16 protein-coding genes are annotated in these 15,557 nt (G+C 68.8%); 6 read left to right on the forward strand and 10 right to left on the reverse strand.

Annotated elements, in window-relative coordinates:
- The 4 genes from QSK05_RS25760 to QSK05_RS25775 form a co-directional block, all read right to left on the reverse strand.
- Nucleotides 1-516: hypothetical protein (locus QSK05_RS25760; protein WP_285599905.1), on the reverse strand; the 516-nt coding region annotated here is incomplete at its 3' end.
- A gap of 197 nt (nt 517-713) precedes the next feature.
- Nucleotides 714-1,292 carry a hypothetical protein gene (locus QSK05_RS25765; protein ID WP_285599906.1) on the reverse strand — a complete coding sequence of 193 codons (579 nt, stop codon included), beginning with the start codon at nt 1,290-1,292 and terminating at the stop codon, nt 714-716.
- Nucleotides 1,292-2,725 carry an APC family permease gene (locus tag QSK05_RS25770; protein ID WP_285599907.1) on the reverse strand — a complete coding sequence of 478 codons (1,434 nt, stop codon included), beginning with the start codon at nt 2,723-2,725 and terminating at the stop codon, nt 1,292-1,294. Before QSK05_RS25770 ends, QSK05_RS25765 begins: the two co-directional genes overlap by 1 nt.
- A complete protein-coding gene (locus QSK05_RS25775; protein ID WP_352302742.1) occupies nt 2,718-4,679 on the reverse strand; it encodes a primary-amine oxidase in 1,962 nt (653 codons plus the stop codon). Before QSK05_RS25775 ends, QSK05_RS25770 begins: the two co-directional genes overlap by 8 nt.
- A gap of 267 nt (nt 4,680-4,946) precedes the next feature.
- On the opposite strand from QSK05_RS25775, the gene QSK05_RS25780 reads away from it, so the two are divergent.
- On the forward strand, nt 4,947-5,537 hold the full coding sequence (locus tag QSK05_RS25780) for a TetR/AcrR family transcriptional regulator (RefSeq protein ID WP_285599909.1): 591 nt from the start codon (nt 4,947-4,949) through the stop codon (nt 5,535-5,537).
- A gap of 8 nt (nt 5,538-5,545) precedes the next feature.
- On the opposite strand, the gene QSK05_RS25785 is transcribed toward QSK05_RS25780, so the two are convergent.
- Entirely contained in the window at nt 5,546-6,772 is a 1,227-nt protein-coding gene (locus tag QSK05_RS25785) for a pyridoxal phosphate-dependent aminotransferase (RefSeq protein WP_285599910.1), read from the reverse strand.
- Nucleotides 6,773-6,962: 190 nt separating this feature from the next.
- Here QSK05_RS25785 and QSK05_RS25790 point away from each other — a divergent pair, with 190 nt between their 5' ends.
- From QSK05_RS25790 to QSK05_RS25800, 3 genes are all read left to right on the forward strand, one after another.
- On the forward strand, nt 6,963-8,690 hold the full coding sequence (locus tag QSK05_RS25790; RefSeq protein WP_285599911.1) for an AbeC-like domain-containing protein: 1,728 nt from the start codon (nt 6,963-6,965) through the stop codon (nt 8,688-8,690).
- Nucleotides 8,687-9,070, forward strand: coding sequence for a hypothetical protein (locus QSK05_RS25795; RefSeq protein WP_285599912.1), 384 nt, complete (start codon nt 8,687-8,689; stop codon nt 9,068-9,070). The genes QSK05_RS25790 and QSK05_RS25795 overlap by 4 nt, the downstream gene beginning before the upstream one ends.
- 137 nt (nt 9,071-9,207) lie before the next feature.
- Nucleotides 9,208-9,906 carry a hypothetical protein gene (locus tag QSK05_RS25800; RefSeq protein ID WP_285599913.1) on the forward strand — a complete coding sequence of 233 codons (699 nt, stop codon included), beginning with the start codon at nt 9,208-9,210 and terminating at the stop codon, nt 9,904-9,906.
- 66 nt (nt 9,907-9,972) lie between these two features.
- On the opposite strand, the gene QSK05_RS25805 is transcribed toward QSK05_RS25800, so the two are convergent.
- Together QSK05_RS25805 and QSK05_RS25810 are read right to left on the reverse strand one after the other, a co-directional pair.
- The gene (locus tag QSK05_RS25805) at nt 9,973-10,173 is read right to left on the reverse strand and encodes a DUF397 domain-containing protein (RefSeq protein ID WP_285599914.1); all 201 of its coding nucleotides are present in this window, start codon (nt 10,171-10,173) and stop codon (nt 9,973-9,975) included.
- A complete protein-coding gene (locus tag QSK05_RS25810) occupies nt 10,170-10,997 on the reverse strand; it encodes a helix-turn-helix domain-containing protein (RefSeq protein WP_285599915.1) in 828 nt (275 codons plus the stop codon). Before QSK05_RS25810 ends, QSK05_RS25805 begins: the two co-directional genes overlap by 4 nt.
- A 147-nt stretch (nt 10,998-11,144) precedes the next feature.
- Between QSK05_RS25810 and QSK05_RS25815 the strand changes: the two genes are divergently transcribed.
- Together QSK05_RS25815 and QSK05_RS25820 are read left to right on the forward strand one after the other, a co-directional pair.
- A complete protein-coding gene (locus QSK05_RS25815) occupies nt 11,145-11,468 on the forward strand; it encodes a hypothetical protein (RefSeq protein WP_285599916.1) in 324 nt (107 codons plus the stop codon).
- An 87-nt stretch (nt 11,469-11,555) separates the two neighbouring features.
- On the forward strand, nt 11,556-12,554 hold the full coding sequence (locus QSK05_RS25820) for a lysylphosphatidylglycerol synthase transmembrane domain-containing protein (protein WP_285599917.1): 999 nt from the start codon (nt 11,556-11,558) through the stop codon (nt 12,552-12,554).
- On the opposite strand, the gene QSK05_RS25825 is transcribed toward QSK05_RS25820, so the two are convergent.
- The 3 genes from QSK05_RS25825 to QSK05_RS25835 all read right to left on the reverse strand — a co-directional run bounded on the left by QSK05_RS25825 (nt 12,529) and on the right by QSK05_RS25835 (nt 15,265).
- A complete protein-coding gene (locus QSK05_RS25825) occupies nt 12,529-12,903 on the reverse strand; it encodes a hypothetical protein (protein WP_285599918.1) in 375 nt (124 codons plus the stop codon). The two genes, QSK05_RS25820 and QSK05_RS25825, sit on opposite strands and share 26 nt — an antisense overlap.
- The gene (locus QSK05_RS25830; protein WP_285599919.1) at nt 12,900-13,025 is read right to left on the reverse strand and encodes a hypothetical protein; all 126 of its coding nucleotides are present in this window, start codon (nt 13,023-13,025) and stop codon (nt 12,900-12,902) included. The genes QSK05_RS25825 and QSK05_RS25830 overlap by 4 nt, the downstream gene beginning before the upstream one ends.
- A 161-nt stretch (nt 13,026-13,186) precedes the next feature.
- Complete coding sequence (locus QSK05_RS25835; protein WP_285599920.1) at nt 13,187-15,265, reverse strand: S9 family peptidase; 2,079 nt, start codon at nt 15,263-15,265, stop codon at nt 13,187-13,189.
- Between the last annotated feature and the right edge of the window lie 292 nt (nt 15,266-15,557).

Raw genomic sequence — 15,557 nt, forward strand, 5'->3', positions numbered from 1 at the left:
CAAGCCCATGATCAAAGGAAGATCACGTACCAGCCCGACCGCGACACCGACCTCCACCGCCGCCGTCAGCGGATGCAGATTCAACTCCGGAGCAAGCCGGGCCGAGAGCAACTGCTCAGCAGAGATCTTCGACCTCCGAACCTTCGTACCGTCCTCATCTTCGCCATGCTCCGGACGGCCCGTGTCATCCTCGTGGTCTCGATGCGCGCCGGTGCCGGTCGCCGGATCGTGCAGGGGATCGCTCGCGGCAGCTCGCGCGGTGCGGTCACCTGCACGCCGCGCGTGAGATCGCCCGCTACGTCGGGCCGGCTCGATCAGCGCCACCGCCTCGGCCACGGTCCGCATCTGCGCAGCCTGCGTTCGCCGGACCATCAGCTCCTGCGCCAGGATTCGCCCCACGAACCGATAACCCGGTGGGCGAGCGCCTTCTGGCATCTCATCGGTCATGTGCCCGGAGCCACCCCCGGCAGGAGAATCGTCGATCGCCTGCAGTTCTTCCAGCAACCAGTCGGCCACGTCGAGAAACTGGATCGGTAGTTCGCCTGTCAGGCGACCGTCACTGAGTCTTCCCACCCCGTACACCCCCCGATGGCAACGTATTTCACGACCCCCATCGCGACAAACCCATACTAAACGTCGCCACCGACAGAATGAGAAACAGTGGTCTGGCGCTCCCTGCGCAGGAGACTCCCCGGTCCGGGTGCTGTTCGTCTTCACCCCGTCCGGGGCCGGGGATTTCTTCGTCGAGGCCGGGGAACCAGGAGCGCCGGGCCGGCCCATACCGGTCGCGACGACGGAACAGACGGCCCGCGCCGTCGACATCGTCCGGCGTCATCATCTGGTCGCTGCCGCGCCGCCGGGAGGGAACGCCGGCGGCGCAGCAGGGGGCCGGTGAGGGCCAGCACGGCCAGTTCCGTCACCAGAGGAACAAGTACGGCGATTCCCTCGCTGTGCTCGTGTCCCTGAACCGGGGCCGCTTCCTGAACCGGGGCCGCTTCCTGAACCGGGATCACCACGACCTGATGGTGCCCCGTGGCGGTCGCGCCGAAGGGGGCCACGGTGGCGAACAGGTAACCCAGGTGCAGCACGATCATGGCGGCGGCCATAGCCGCCGTCATGATCAGACTGCGCGCCGATCCCGAACGGGCCAGGTGGGCGGCGCATCCCAGGCAGGTCAGGGACATGACCCCGAACAGTGCCGTGTGCGACGACCAGCCGGGGTGCTGCAGCAGCACGGCCAGGTGCGTCGCCGCACCGGCCGCCCCGAGCGCCGCGACCGTCCGGGCACCCATCAGCTGTCCTGCACCACCGGCAGAGCACCGGCCCCGGGCCGGACCGCGGCCAGCACCGGCCCGGCCACCAGCGACAACACCAGCACCGCGTCGATCCCCAGGGCGAGGGTCTGGGATCCGCCCACGAGCAGCGGCAGGTTCTGCACGGTGATCGCCAGGCAGGCCGCGAGCCCGACCAGGCCCAGGCCCGGCGCGATCCGGGTGTGCCAGAGGCGGGTGTCGGCCCGCGAACGGTGGAACCAGACCAGCACGGCCACGCTGGTCACCAGCATGAGCAGCAGGATGCCCGCCGTGGCGGCACCCGACAGCCAGGCGAAGACCTCGGCTACCGGATCCAGCCCGGCGCCCGCACAGACCACGAGGAGCGCCGTGGCGGTGGCGGTCTGGGCGAACGAACCGTTGTGCGGGGAGTGGTGCCGGGTGTGGCTGCGGCCCAGCGCCGACGGCAGCACGGCGGCGTTGCCCAGCGCGAAGAGGTAGCGCGAGAGCACGTTGTGGAACGAGAGCACGCAGGCGAACAGACTGGAGACGAGCAGCACCTGTACGACGTGACCCGCGGCGGGACCGAGGTACTGCTCGGTGGTGGTGGCCACCATCGTCCCCGGGTCGGAGGTCGCCTCGGCCACGGCCGCGGTGTCGCCCCAGCCGCTGATGACGGCCCACGCCGACACCGAGTAGAAGATCCCGATCAGGGCCAGCGCGGCGTAGGTGGCCCGGGGGACGGTGCGGTCGGGATCGCGGGCCTCGTCCCGGAACACGGCGGTCGCCTCGAACCCGATGAAGCCCGCGATGGCCATCATCAGGCCGATGCCCGGGGCGCCCGAGGTGATCGTGTCGAGGTGGAACACGCCGGTGGACAGCCCTTCCGCGTCACTGCCGCCGCGCACGACCACCGACGCGTCGAGCAGCAGCACGATGGCGATCTCGGCCACGAGCAACACCCCGAGCACCTTGCCGGAGAGATCGATGTGACGGTAACCGAGCAGGCCGGTGACGGCGATCGCCACGAGCGACCAGAGCCACCAGGGCAGCGACGGCGCCCCGTAGGTGACCAGCAGCTCGTTCAGCGCGAAGCCCAGGTAGCCGTAGACCGCGCCCTGTACCGCCGTGTACGTGATCAGGGCCAGGAAGGCCGCCCCGAGACCGGGCCCTCGTCCCAACCCTTGCTCGACGTAGCTGTAGAAGGCCCCGGCGCTGGGCACGTGCCGCGTCATCGCGACGAACCCGACGGCGAAGAGCATGAGGATCACGGCCGCGACCACGTACATCGCCGGGTAGCCGGCGCCGTTGCCGAGGCTCATCCCCAGCGGCACGCTGCCCGCGACGACGGTGAGGGGCGCCGCGGCGGCCACCACCATGAAGACGATGGCACCCGGCCCCAGCGTGCCCTGCAAGCGGTTCTCGGTGTGGTTGCGGGCGGCGGTCTCAGTCATGGCACGAACCTCCGGTGCTTGAGGACGAGGTGGCACAGTGCGCGCTCGTGGACGCGGGCACATCGAGAGTCGGGTTGCGCCCGAAGAAGCCCACCGGCTTGAGGGTGAATCCGGTGTAGTCGACGGGCATGATCGGCCAGTCCTCCGGCCGCGGGGTGTGGGTCAGGCCGAAGGTGTGCCAGAGCACCAGGTCCTGGCCGTCCAGGTCGCGGTCGCCCGCCACGTAGGCGGGAAGGCCCGCGTCCCCGGGGTGCTGATTGACGAAATCGCCCGCCGGGTAACGCTGTGACCGGTCGTACTGCGTCACCCAGAGGTGGTTGGTGGCGAAGGCGGCGCGGTGGGCCACGGAGGATTCCGGGTCGGCCAGCAGGGTGGGCAGGCCCTCGGGGATCAGGGCGTAGGCGACGGGCCGGCCCAGTCGGTTGAGCTGGTCCGGGTTGCTGATGTGCCACACCCGGTTCTTCGCCGGGTCGGCGTCGCGGCGCGCTGCGGCCTCGCTCGCGAGCACACTGGACTGCGTGCGGAAGGCGTTGCCGCGCGGGTTGTCCGGTCCCATCGGCACGCGGACCACGTCGATCTCCTCGATCCGGTTGTTCACGCCGTCGACCGCCATGTCGAGGCGGGCGCTGAACAGGTGCTGGTGGAACGGCGCGCCGAGGCCGGGCGCGATCTCGGTGGCATAGGGGTAGTCGCCGCCCGGGTGGGCGCTGGTGAACACGACACCCGTGGCCTTGGCCTCGAACTCGATGGTGCCGTCGAGGCAGAGGTACCAGTAGAAACCGTAGTCGTAGTTACCGATCGTGGTGAAGAAGCTGACCACCAGACGGCGCTGGCGGCGGGTGTGGTGCGAGCCGGACCACAGGTCGGAGTGCTTCCAGAGAATGCCGAAGTCTTCCTCGTGAATGCAGACGGCGTTGGGAAGGCGCTTGGCCCGGCCCTTCTCGTCAGCGATGACCGCGTCCAGGTAGGTGATCTCACCCAGGCAGTCGCAGCCCAGCTCGAGGGCGTTCGCGTACCGCCCGACCAGGTACTCGCCGGTGTCGAAGTAGTTCTGCCAGGAACGTACCGGCGCCGGGTCGGCATAGGGCACGACCATCTCGGCGATAGAGGCGCGGTGGATGACCGGTCGCACCCCCTCGCCCTCGTCGAAACCGATCTGGTGCAGGACGAGTCCCTCACGGGCGTCGAAACCTACTCGTAGTGACCATTTCTCCCACGTCAGCAGGTTGTCCTCGTCGACGCTGAGGCTGGACCCCTGAGGTTGCGTGATCAGCAGCGGCTTCTGGGTGATGCGCGGCGGACCGCTGACCGCGGGGTCGTCGAAGTTGCCGGACTCGGCCGGTACCGGCACGATTCCGTAGTCGATGACCTGGTCGACCACGCGGTTCACGGTGTCGACGTAGGCCACCAGGTTGTCGATCGGGTGGGCCCAGGCCGAGTCGGCCGGGTGTTCCTGGTAGAACGCGAGCCCGCGCAGCACCCGGCGGCCCGACTCCTGGGGGTACTCGTCGGCGTAGACCCCGGCCGACAGCGGTGCCACGCGGACTTTTTCGATGTCCAGTCCGCGGACCGCGACGGCTGCCAGCCAGCGTTCGTCCTGGGTCAGCAACTGCTCGACGAGCTCGAACTCCTCGTCCAGCACCGGCAGCTGACCGGTGGCGGCGACGTCCAATACGGTGTCGGAAACCACTGTGCCGCAGCTAATGTCGATCACGACGTCACGGGATACCTGGCTGTTCAGGTCGAGCAGCAGGGCCCGGAACCGGCGCGCGGACGGGGTGCCGGGGGTCCAGGCGAGAACGTCGGCCTTGTCCGGTTCTTCGAGGCCGATGTAGACGAAGCGGGTGCTGTCGGTGAGCAGTCCGGCCGTGTCGGCCAGGGCGCGCACGGCGTCGATCTCGGTCTCGGTCACCGGGCTCAGTGGATGCCGGTCATGAGGTGAAGTTGTCTGAATCACAGCAGTTTTCCTTCGGGAGCGGGCTCCGGCCCGGACGGGAGCGCACAAGGGGCACGGAGGAGGCGCAGGAGTGCGAGGTGGCGGTGGCGACCCGACGGCCTCGGCGGCTGCGACATCAAGGTAAATCAACAGATGTACAAAATAAGATGTCGGCTCGTTACATCGAGGTAAACCCGGGACTGGTGGCCGGGAGGGGACGGGCCAGAGGTCCCGTTCTGTCCCCTACTAGGCTGTGGGGACGCGCGTACCAGGGAGGCCGGCGAGGTGCCGAAGATCGTTGATCACGACGAACGGCGGCGGGAGATCGTCGAGACGGTGTGGCGGTTGGTCGCCGACGAGGGCATCCAGGCGGTGACCACGCGGCGCATCGCCGAGGTGTCCGGCACGTCCAACGGGGCCCTGCGCTACTACTTCCCTAGCAAGGAAGCCGCGCTGACCGCGGCCTTCGAGCACATCGTGGCCGCGACCAACCGGCGGGCCGACGCCGCCGATCCGCGCCGGCACGGGCAGGACGGCCTGCGCACGCTCTGCCGGGAGATCATGCCGCTGGACGCCGAGCGTCGGGCCGAGGCCCGGCTGGCGATCAACTTCTGGCAGCAGGCCCTGAACTCACCGGACAAGGCCGAGCTCTACGCCGGCATCACCGGCCGGTGGCGGGTGGAGATGGCCGAGCGTCTGGCCGAGGCCGAGCGCGACGGTGACGTCGCGCCCGGCGCCGTCAGCCCGGCCACCGTCGACGGGCTGCTCTCCCTGCTCATGGGGCAGCAGATCGAGGCGGTGCTGGCCCCGGCACGCAGCACGCCGGAACGGATGCTGGCCCAGCTCGACGACTTCCTCGCCCGGTTGCGGGGCTGAGCAGGGTTTCAGGCCCGGCGGGTGTCCAGGAACTCGGCGATCCGGCCGATCGCGTCTTTCAGCACGTCGGCGGAGGGCAGCGTGACGATGCGGAAGTGATCGGGCGCCGACCAGTTGAAGCCCCGGCCGTGCACGACCATGACCTTCTGCTCGCGCAGCAGGTCGAGCACGAAGGCCTCGTCGTTCTCGATCGGGAAGACCTTCGGGTCGAGGCGAGGGAAGCAGTACAGGGCGCCCTGCGGTTTCACGCAGCTGACCCCGTCGATCTGCTGGAGCATCTCGTAGGTGACGTCGCGCTGCTCACGCAGGCGGCCGCCGGGCAGCAGCAGGTCGTTGATGCTGCCGTGGCCCGCCTCCAGCCGGTTGCCCAGCGCCGTGGCGATGATGTGCTGCGAGGGCACGTTGGCGCACAGCCGCAGGTTGGCCATGATCTGCAGGCCCTCGAGGTAGTCCTTCGCCTGGTGCCGGGGGCCGGACACCACCATCCAGCCGGCCCGGAAGCCCGCCACCCGGTAGGCCTTCGAGAGGCCGTTGAAGGTCAGGCAGAACACGTCGGGAGCCAGTGAGGCGGTGGCCACGTGCTGCGCGTCGTCGTACAGGATCTGGTCGTAGATCTCGTCGCTGAGCAGCATCAGCCCACGCCGGCGGGCGATCTCGACCAAGCCCTCGAGCACCTCGCGCGGGTAGACGGCGCCGGTCGGGTTGTTCGGGTTGATGATGACCATGCCGACGGTGCGGTCGGTGATCTTCGCCTCGATGTCGGCCAGGTCGGGCATCCAGCCCGAGGCCTCGTCGCAGCGGTAATGCACGGCCTGGCCGCCGGCCAGCGTGGTGGTGGCGGTCCACAGCGGGTAGTCGGGGCTCGGCACGAGCAGCTCGTCGCCGTCGTTCAGCAGGGCCTGCAACGACATGCTGATCAGTTCGGAGACGCCGTTGCCGAGCCAGACGTCGTCGATGTCGATGTCCTCGACGCCCTTGGCCCGGTGATACTGCACGACCGCGCGCCGGGCCGGGACGATGCCCTTGGCGTCGCTGTAGCCGTGGGCCGCCGGCAGTTGCTGGATCATGTCGCGCAGGATGTCTTGCGGCGCGTCGAATCCGAAGGGTGCCGGGTTGCCGATGTTCAGCCGCAGGATCTGGTGGCCCTCGGCCTCCAGCCTCATGGCCTCGTCGAGCACCGGCCCACGGACGTCGTAGGCGACATGATTCAGCTTCCGCGACTGCCTGATCTCCACGCCCGCCAGAGTAGACCGACCCACCGGGGCGCCGGGGCCGGGTGCCCGGTGTAGTTTCCGCCGGAGCGGCCCGTTCGTTTCAATTCGGTCCTCACTTCATTAATCGTGTCGTGCCTGCCGGAGTCGCCTGATAACTTCTGGTCAAGGAATTTGAGATATCAAGTTTCCGTCCTTGGGGGAGGGAATCGATATGGCGATCTCGTCGTCGGTGCCGGTTATTCAAGACCGGGGGAAATCACCTGACAATGACCCGGACTGGGCCAGTAGCGAGGCCACGCGATATCTCTGCGTAGGCGTCTACCTGGACCGCGACTTCCGCCGTCAGGTGCTGCACGAGGTGCTCGAGGCCGGGCACCGGGCGGTCGCGCCGTCGTACGGCATCGACATCGTTCCCGTTCTGCGGCATGCCATTCAGGCGCAACGGCGGGAGTTCCTGCGCAACCTGGCCTTCGTCGTCGTCCTGCTGGTGATGCTGTTCATCGACAGCACGGCGGTCATTGCCGGGCTGTTGCTGGCGCAGTCGCTGAGCCAGATCGTGCGGGCCTGGAAGGCCTTCGCCGCGGGGCGCATTCTCCGGGGGTTCATGCACGCGTTCGTTGCGATGCTGTTGAACTTCCTGACCCTGGTTTTCCTCAACGGCGACGCCCAGCTGGCCAATTCGACCGACGGTGTGCTCGGGTCCGGCCAGGGCACCGGAACCGAGGGCGCGCTCAAGGCCTCGGTATTCGTGTTTCTCGTGCTGTGGGGGCTGGCCTGGGCGGTGCGTCTGGTCGAGCTGCTGGTCAACCACCACACGATCCTGACCGAGCTGTCGCCGGGCCGCTTCGTGCCGCAGCTCGCGCCGCGCGAGCCCGAGCGTCACGCCGGCCGTGTCGCCTTCCTGGCCGACGCGCAGAAGGGCAATGTCACCTACTACTCGCGTTCGGTGGCCGACCGGCCGTTCGTCGGGTCGGGCTTCCTGGAGCAGCCGTGGCACCTGGCCATCCCCCTGCGACCGCGTTCCGAGGGCGGGCCGTCGGGAGACGAGCCGGCCGACACCCCCGCGCCTTCGCCCGGCGAGCTCTCCCCGCAGACCCTGTACCGCCGGATGCGCCTGGCCATGCTGTCGCTGGCCGACCCGAACACCCCGGCCGGGCGCCGCATCGTGGGTCTGTCCATGCAGCCCCGGCTGTTCGTGCCCGGCCTGCTGCGCCGCCAGGACGGATTGCTCGACGTGGCCCAGAGGTTGCCCCGGCACCATCTGAGCCGGGCCGAGCTGGACAGCTTCGAGCAGTACGACCGCAATCGCGCCACCGAGTACCTGACCATCCGGATCGGGGCCTGGGAGGGTGAACTCGAAGTCACGGTCTTCCTCTACTTCAGTGTCCGGGGCGAAACGCTCTACATGGAGTTCGTGGGCGCCCAGCTGCCCTCCATCCGCGAGCTCTACCACAGCGCCGACAGCTACCAGCAGCTCGAACCGGCGGTGTACCTGCAGCTGGCCCGCAGCGCCCTGGGCGGCCTGCCGATGAAGCTGCTGCGCTCGCCGCTGGATTTCGTCCGCTCCACCCGCGACCGGGTGCGGGAGCAGCTGACCTACCGGGGCGAGATCCAGGAGATCGGCAACCGGCTGGCCTTCGACTACGGCGTGCGCACCAGCGTGCGGGAGCTCGGGGCCGAGAACACCTCGGAACAGTTCTTCCAGAGGCTCGACGGGCAGCGCTACATCTATCTGGTCGAGCGCCGCGTGCGGGACGCGGTGGCCGAGGTGCTCGAGGAGTTCGGTTACTCCAACGAGGAGTTCATCGAGCGCACCACCACGATCATCAACAACTCCACGCAGATCAGCGGCGGCACGTTCAACGCGTCGTCCCTGGCGGTGGGGGCGAACTCGGTGGCCGAGACCACGGCGCCGAACCGAGGGGGAGGAGCATCATGACATCGGACGAGCGGGTCACCATCAGTGGCGGTACGTTCACCACGCAGGGGGCCATGGCGGTCGGGGCGCACAGCCGCGCGACGGCGAACGTCACGGAATCCGGGCAGGAGTTGCCCGAGGTCCTGGCGGCCGACGAGATCCGTCTCCTACAGGGACATCTGGCCGACCTGCGAGGTCGGCTCGAGGCCCTCGACGACCAGGACACCGAGGCTGCGCAGCTGCAGATCGGCACCGTGGAACAGGCCCTGGCCGCCCCCGCGCCGAAGCGCCGCACCGTGCTGACGATCCTGACCGGGGCCGCGACCATGACCGAACAGCTCACCGGCATCGGAGAGTTCGTGAAGCGACTGGTGAATCTGGTTTCCACGGGCGTTTTCTGATGGCAGTGCCACCGGTTGCGCCCTGCCCCGTGTGTGGCACCGCGCCGCGCGACGGAGACCGGCTCTGCCGTCTGTGCGGTGAGGAACTGGCGGGTGGGCAGGCCGTCACGGGTTCGTTCACGCCTCCCCCTCCTACGGTGGGGCCGGGAACCACCGCCGAGATCGACGTCCCCCCGTTGTCCCGGAACCGACCCTGGTACGCGCAGCGCCAGTTCCAGGCCGTGGGGGCGGGGCTGGTGCTGCTCGTGCTGGTGCTGTCGATCGGCCTGGCCCTGGGGCGGCGTGAGAACAGTGAGTCACCGGCGGAACCGGCTGCGGCACAGGACATCGACGAACCGGCGACGCCGTCGTACGGGACCGACGACTTCTGGACCACCGACGACCCCGCCACGTACACCGCCACCCCGACTACACCGACCACGCCGGCACTCTCCGCCGACGAGCAGGCCAGGCTGGACCTCGACGCGCTCGCCGACGAAGGGCTGAACGGCGCCGGCGAGGTGTACGGCACCTGGCTGGCCCAGCTGTCGTCGAAGGCCCCGGGCGTACGGGACGCGTACCAGACCACGGCAGACGGCTCGCACGTCTTCGAGGCGGCCGACATCCTGGCGCAGGTGCAGGAACTGTCCGCCCGCCCGGACCTGGGCCGGATCATCGTGCTCCGCAGTACCGACTACGGTGAGCGGCAGACTTATCAGGGTCAGACCATGTGGGTCGTGTTCTCCGACAACGGCTTCGGGTCGAAGAAGGAAGTTCGCGCCTGGTGCCGGGAGCATTTCGACGGCACCGGTGACGAGCTGGAGAACGCCTGCACCCCCCGTCGGCCCAGCCCGTAGAAGGCGACCCATGGTGGACGCCGACGGGCCCCCTGGGGGGCCAACGACGTCCACCATGGGTTGCCTTTAGATCAACTGGTCGAACTGGCCCGCCTTCGCGCCCTCGACCCAGGCCGCGAAGCCGCCGGGAGCCAGGCACAGAACGGCCCCCCGCTCGCCCTGCTTGGAGTCCCGTACCCGGACCTGCCCGTCGCCGGCCAGCATCTCCACGCAGTTGCCGGAGTCTGCGGACGCGGAGGCCTTCACCCACTGCTCACGCTGATTCATGGTCCTAGATACTCCTCGAGAGGGACCGACATTGCCTTGAGCGAGGCATACCTCCACCTCAGCTCCTCCATAACTTTGGGCTTGCTGGAATACTGGCCGGACAGGTAGGTCTCGACGTACGCGACGTCCGGTTCCTCGTCGCTGTCGAACTCCAGCACGATGAACTCGCCCTTGCCACCGGCGTGCGCGCCGGCCTCCAGCGGCAGCACGTACACCTGCGTCCCGGTCCGCGAGGCGAGTTCACGCAGGTGCGCGACCTGCTCGGCCATGACCTCCTTGCTGCCCACGACCCGCTGCAGCGCCGACTCGTCGATGATCGCGGTGACCGCCACGTCGCGGTCGAACACCACGTCCTGCCGCCGGGCCCGCACCGCCACCTCGCGCTCGGCGTAGGCCTTGTCCGTGACGTAGCCGGGGTTCATCTGGAACCAGGCCTTCGCATAGGCCGGTGTCTGCAGCAGGCCGGGTACCAGGGAGCCGCTGTACAGGTAGATGCGGTCGGCGACGCCCTCCAGATCGAGCAGCAGGGTGAACCAGTGCTGCACCGTTCCGTACGCCTCCCACCAGGTGTCGGTGTCGGCCTGGTCGGTCATCGCCAGCAGCCGGTCGGTGGTGGCCTGATCGGCCCCGTAGACCTGGCAGGCACTGCGGACGAAGGTGTGCTTCGGCCGGGCCTGTCCCGCCTCGATACGCTGCAGGTTCCGTACGCTGCCGAGGTGTGCGGCCTGGGAGTCGGCCAGGGACTTACCCGCGCTTTCGCGGAGCTGGCGCAGTTGCCGCCCGAGTGATCTACGCACGGTACTCGCGCTGCGCCTTTCGGTCATCATGGCAGGTTATGGGACACCCCACACATGTCGCCAGGGCCTGGACAAAATGGCCGCGCCAAAATGTCATGTAGTGATGGAGGTCGGCAGGCGCTGACAGTGGGACGTGGGAACCGGCACGGGGTCCGCCGCAACGGGGAGGGGACGATGGACATGGGACTGGACAGCGGTCCGGAAGAAATCGACCTGGCGGTGATGACCACGCACGGCGAGGCCTCACACGTGCGGGCCCGGGTGAAGGAACCGGATTCGGTCGAGTTCTGGTACGCGGAGATCCTCCACGGCGTGGTGCCCCGGCCCTGGCTGCACGCCTGGGCGACCTCCCGGCCGCCCCGCGCGGTGACCCGGTTCGACGGGGTGGTGCTCTCGTCGGGCCCGCTGGGGCAGGTGCTGCTGTCCATCCCGCCGGAGGTCGTCGACCATGCCCTGACCGACGACGAGGTGGGGTTGCTGTTGAAGGGACTCCCCTGAGCCCCTCGTAGTCGTTCGCCTGTTGTTCGCTCGCTGCCGCCCGTTCCGGTGGCGCTGCGTTCAGTCCCCCCTCCCCATGATTCCGCCATGAAGCCACGGGAGTTCGTCGTTGCGCACCGGCGGGTGGTGCGCAACGGGTTGTTGCTGCTGTCGATCCCGGCCGTGCTCTGGCTCGTCGTGCGCACGGTCGCGGCGATGGGTGCCGGGTGGTCGCAGGTCGGGCAGACCGTGCTCGGCCTGGAACTGCTGTGGCTCCCGGTACTCCTCCTTCTCTGGTGGGCCGGGCACTGCGCCCGGGCCGGCCAGGTCTCCGCCTGCCTTCCCGGTCTCAGCGTGGGCCGCGCCCTGAGCCTGTGCTTCGCGGGGAGTGCCGTGGCCAACAGCCTGCCGCTCGGCGGGGCGCTCAGCTACGGGGTCAGCGCCGCGATGATCCGCTCGTGGGGGTTCGACGCCCGGGCCATGACCAGCTACTTCACCCTCAACCAGGTCAGCACGGTGCTGCTGCGGGTGGGCTTCGGCACCGTGTCCCTGACCGGATTCCTGCTCTACGGCCCCGGTGCCGAGATCGCCTCGGCACCGGTGATGATCAGTGCCGGGGCCGGCGTGGTGCTGTTGGTGCTCTGTGGGATCCTGGCCCGCGGACGCGTGTCCCGCCGGGTCGGGGAACGCGCCGGTGCGGTGGTGGCCGCGTTGCGCGAGGACATGGGAAAAGCGTTGCGGCGCTCAGGAATCCAGTTGGTGCTCAGCGGTCTCGGCTACATGGTGCTGCTCGGGGTGCTGCTCGACACGTGCCTGCTCGGGCTCGGCGTGCACCAGCCCTTCCTGCTCATCCTGGCCGTCGTCGGCATCGAGCGCATGATCACCACCGTGCCCCTCACCCCCGGCGGGGCGGGTGCGGCCGAGCTGACCATCTTCAGCTGCCTGACCGCTGCCGCCGTCGCCCCCACGAGTGCGCTCGCGGGGGCCCTGCTGTACCGCTTCTTCACGTTCCTGCTGGAGATCCCGGTCGGGGCGGCGGTGATCGTGGGGTGGCGGTTGCGGCACCAGGCCACCCCAGCCTTCAGTGCTCCTGCCAGCCGTTCATGACATCGGCGGGGGTCATGTCGGGGGTGAGGACGACGTGGCCGCTGTAACCCTGGTCGACGAGCCAGAGCTCACCCGTTGCGGAGAAGGCCTGCATCGCCCAGACCGCGAACTCGGCGGCCTGCTCCTGGGTCCCGTCGGTCGAGAGCATGTCGTCCCTGCGGTAGTGGATGACGAGAAAGCCTGGCTGCCCAGGCCGATTCACGTCGAGGTAGGCATCGGTACCGTGATCGTCCGGTGGCACGGAGAGCGTCGCGTCCGGGCCCCAGTAAGAAATGGCGGAACGGAACTGCTCCAGGGTGACCTGGAAACTCCCCGGTTCCGGTGACGTCACGATCCAGGAGCGGCTCATGGTCGGATGACGCCGTGCCAGCCGGAGATCCGGCACCGCGCGACCTGGCGCTCGGCCAGGGCCAGCCCGCTGCCGGCGCGTTCGCGGGAACGGCCGGCAGCGGCGGCGAGGGCCCGCAACACTTCCGGAATACCCTGCTGCTGATCTCCCCGGTACGCGGCATCCCGGCCCCTGTGCGTGCTGACCCCGGTGTGTGCTGATCGGACAGCACATTTCAGCGGACGGCAGGTCGGGGCCGGTGGGAGGCGGCATCACGGGGGCCGGTTGTGGGAACCGTGTGGCGTCAGTTCTTCTTGAGGGCGCGCTCCAGGATCCAGGCGTAGACCAGGGCCTCGTCCTTCCAGGAGTCGTAACGCCCCGACGGACCGCCATGACCTGCGCCCATCTCGGTCTTCAGCACGATCTCGTTCGGGCCGGTGTTGTGCTCACGCAGCTTCTGCACCCATTTGGCCGGCTCCCAGTAACTCACCCGCGGGTCGTTCAGGCCCGCGGTCACCAGGACGGCCGGGTAGGCCGCGTCCACCACGTTGTCGTAGGGCGAGTAGCTCTTGAGAACGTCGTAGAACTTGGGCTCTTCGGGGCTGCCCCACTCCTCGTACTCGTGCACCGTCAGCGGCAGCGACGGGTCGAGCATGGTGGTGAGCACATCGACGAAGGGCACCTCGGCGATGATCCCGGCGAACAGGTCGGGGCGCAGGTTGGTGACGGCGCCCATCAGCAGGCCGCCCGCGCTGCCGCCGCGCGCGATGAGCTGCGACGGTGAGGTGTAGCCGGCCTGCACCAGGTGGTCGGCCGCGGCGACGAAGTCGCTGAAGGTGTTGGGCTTCTTCTCGAACTTGCCGTCTTCGTACCAGAGCCGGCCCAGGTCACCGCCGCCGCGCACGTGCGCGATGGCGAACACGAAGCCGCGGTCGAGCAGGCTGAGACGGAACGAGGAGAAGTACGGGTCGGTCGAGATCTCGTAGGCGCCGTAGCCGTAGATCAGGGCCGGGCCGCCGTCTTTCGCGCGGTCGGAACGGTAGACCAGGGAGATCGGGACCTCGACACCGTCGGGAGCCTTGGCCCAGACCCGCTCACTGGTGTACTGCGAGGAGTCGTAGTCACCCAGCACCGGCTGCTGCTTGAGCAGGGTGCGCTCGCCGGTGAGCAGGTCGTACTCGTACACCGAGCGCGGTGTCACCAGCGAGGTGTAGGTGTAGCGCACCACGTGGGTGTCGAACTCGGCGTTACCGCCGGCCCCGGCCGCGTAGACGGTCTCCGGCTGGTCCATCACCGAGTGCGTGCCGGTGGCCAGGTCGTACAGCGCGATGCGGGCCGTGCCCTCGGCACGTTCGGAGAGGATCAGGTGCCCGGCCATGGTCTCGGCGCCGTCGAGCTTCACGTCGGGGCGGTGGCCGATGACCTCGCTCCAGTGCTCCCGGCCGGTTGTGGCGGCCGGGGTGACCATGAGCTTGAAGTTGGGGGAGTCTTCGTTGGTGACGACGTAGAACTCGTCGCGCTCGGCGTCCTTGTAGTGCGACAGGTGGTACTCCACCCCCTGCCGGCGGGGCTCGAACACGGTGAACTCGCCGGTCGGGTCGTCGGCCCGCAGCACCCAGCTCTCGCTGGTGAGCGAGCTGCCCAGTGAGATGACCAGATACTCCTCGGACTTGGAGCCGCCGACGCCGACGAAGAAACGCTCGTCGTCCTCCTGGAACACCAGTACGTCGTCGGCGGCGGGCGAGCCGATGACGTGCCGCCACACCTGGTAGGGGCGCTTGGCCTCGTCCTGACGGGTGTAGAAGAGCACGCTGCCGTCGCGGCTGAACGTGGCGCCGTAGTAGACGCCCTCGATCACGTCGTCGAGGTCGGTCAGCGTGCCGAGGTCGCGCACCCGCAGGGTGAAGGTCTCGCTGCCGGTCAGGTCGGTGGAGTAGGCCAGCCGGTTGCCCGTCGGCGCGACGGTGAAGGCGCCGAGCGCGAAGAACTCGGCGTCGCCGGCAACCTCGTTCTGGTCGAGCAGCACGATCTCGTCGGGGCCCGGCTCACCGTCGACATCAGCCTTGCGGCAGCTGATGCCGTACTGGCGGCCTTCCTCGGTGCGGCTGTAGTACCACCAGCCGTGCTTGCGGACCGGCACCGACAGGTCGGTCTCCTGGATGCGGGAGCGGAACTCCTCGAACAGGTCGCTCTGGAGCTGGCCGGTGCCCTCCAGCTGGGCGGCCAGGTACTCGTTCTCCGCCTCGAGCAGCGCGATGACCTCAGGGTCGGTCTTCTCCCGCAGCCAGTACCAGTCGTCGGTGCGATCGTCGCCGTGCTTGCTGAGGACAGTGGGGCGCTTGGGCGCCACCGGGGCGCTGGTCTGAGGGGTCTGCGAAGTCACGGCAACAGCTTGCCGTAAGCCCCCGACAGTCTTCGAGCCTGTTCAGCTCTCAGCCGATCCGCTCGCGGTGGAAGAGCCGGGCGGTTCCTGGGCAGCGAACGGCCGGATCTTGACCTGGAGCGGACCTGGAGCGGACCTGGACCGGACCTGGACCGGACCTGGACCGGTCCTGGACCGGGCCTGGAGCGGGCCCACCGCCGACGATGCCCAGGTCACGGCTCTGGTCCGCTCCAGGTCTTCCCGGATGACCGGGGAGGTTTGCCTGATCACGGCAGAAATGGTGGATGATCAG

It is taken from the genome of Kineosporia sp. NBRC 101731 (assembly GCF_030269305.1).
Lineage (GTDB): Bacteria > Actinomycetota > Actinomycetes > Actinomycetales > Kineosporiaceae > Kineosporia.

Excerpts from the sequence above, each read along its gene's own strand:
- QSK05_RS25820 (WP_285599917.1), top strand. The coding sequence starts at position 11,556 with ATGAAGCCACGGGAGTTCGTCGTTGCGCACCGGCGGGTGGTGCGCAAC.
- QSK05_RS25790 (WP_285599911.1), top strand. The coding sequence starts at position 6,963 with ATGGCGATCTCGTCGTCGGTGCCGGTTATTCAAGACCGGGGGAAATCA.
- QSK05_RS25805 (WP_285599914.1), bottom strand. The coding sequence starts at position 10,173 with ATGAATCAGCGTGAGCAGTGGGTGAAGGCCTCCGCGTCCGCAGACTCC.
- QSK05_RS25825 (WP_285599918.1), bottom strand. The coding sequence starts at position 12,903 with ATGAGCCGCTCCTGGATCGTGACGTCACCGGAACCGGGGAGTTTCCAG.
- QSK05_RS25810 (WP_285599915.1), bottom strand. The coding sequence starts at position 10,997 with ATGACCGAAAGGCGCAGCGCGAGTACCGTGCGTAGATCACTCGGGCGG.
- QSK05_RS25815 (WP_285599916.1), top strand. The coding sequence starts at position 11,145 with ATGGACATGGGACTGGACAGCGGTCCGGAAGAAATCGACCTGGCGGTG.
- QSK05_RS25795 (WP_285599912.1), top strand. The coding sequence starts at position 8,687 with ATGACATCGGACGAGCGGGTCACCATCAGTGGCGGTACGTTCACCACG.
- QSK05_RS25765 (WP_285599906.1), bottom strand. The coding sequence starts at position 1,292 with ATGGGTGCCCGGACGGTCGCGGCGCTCGGGGCGGCCGGTGCGGCGACG.
- QSK05_RS25770 (WP_285599907.1), bottom strand. The coding sequence starts at position 2,725 with ATGACTGAGACCGCCGCCCGCAACCACACCGAGAACCGCTTGCAGGGC.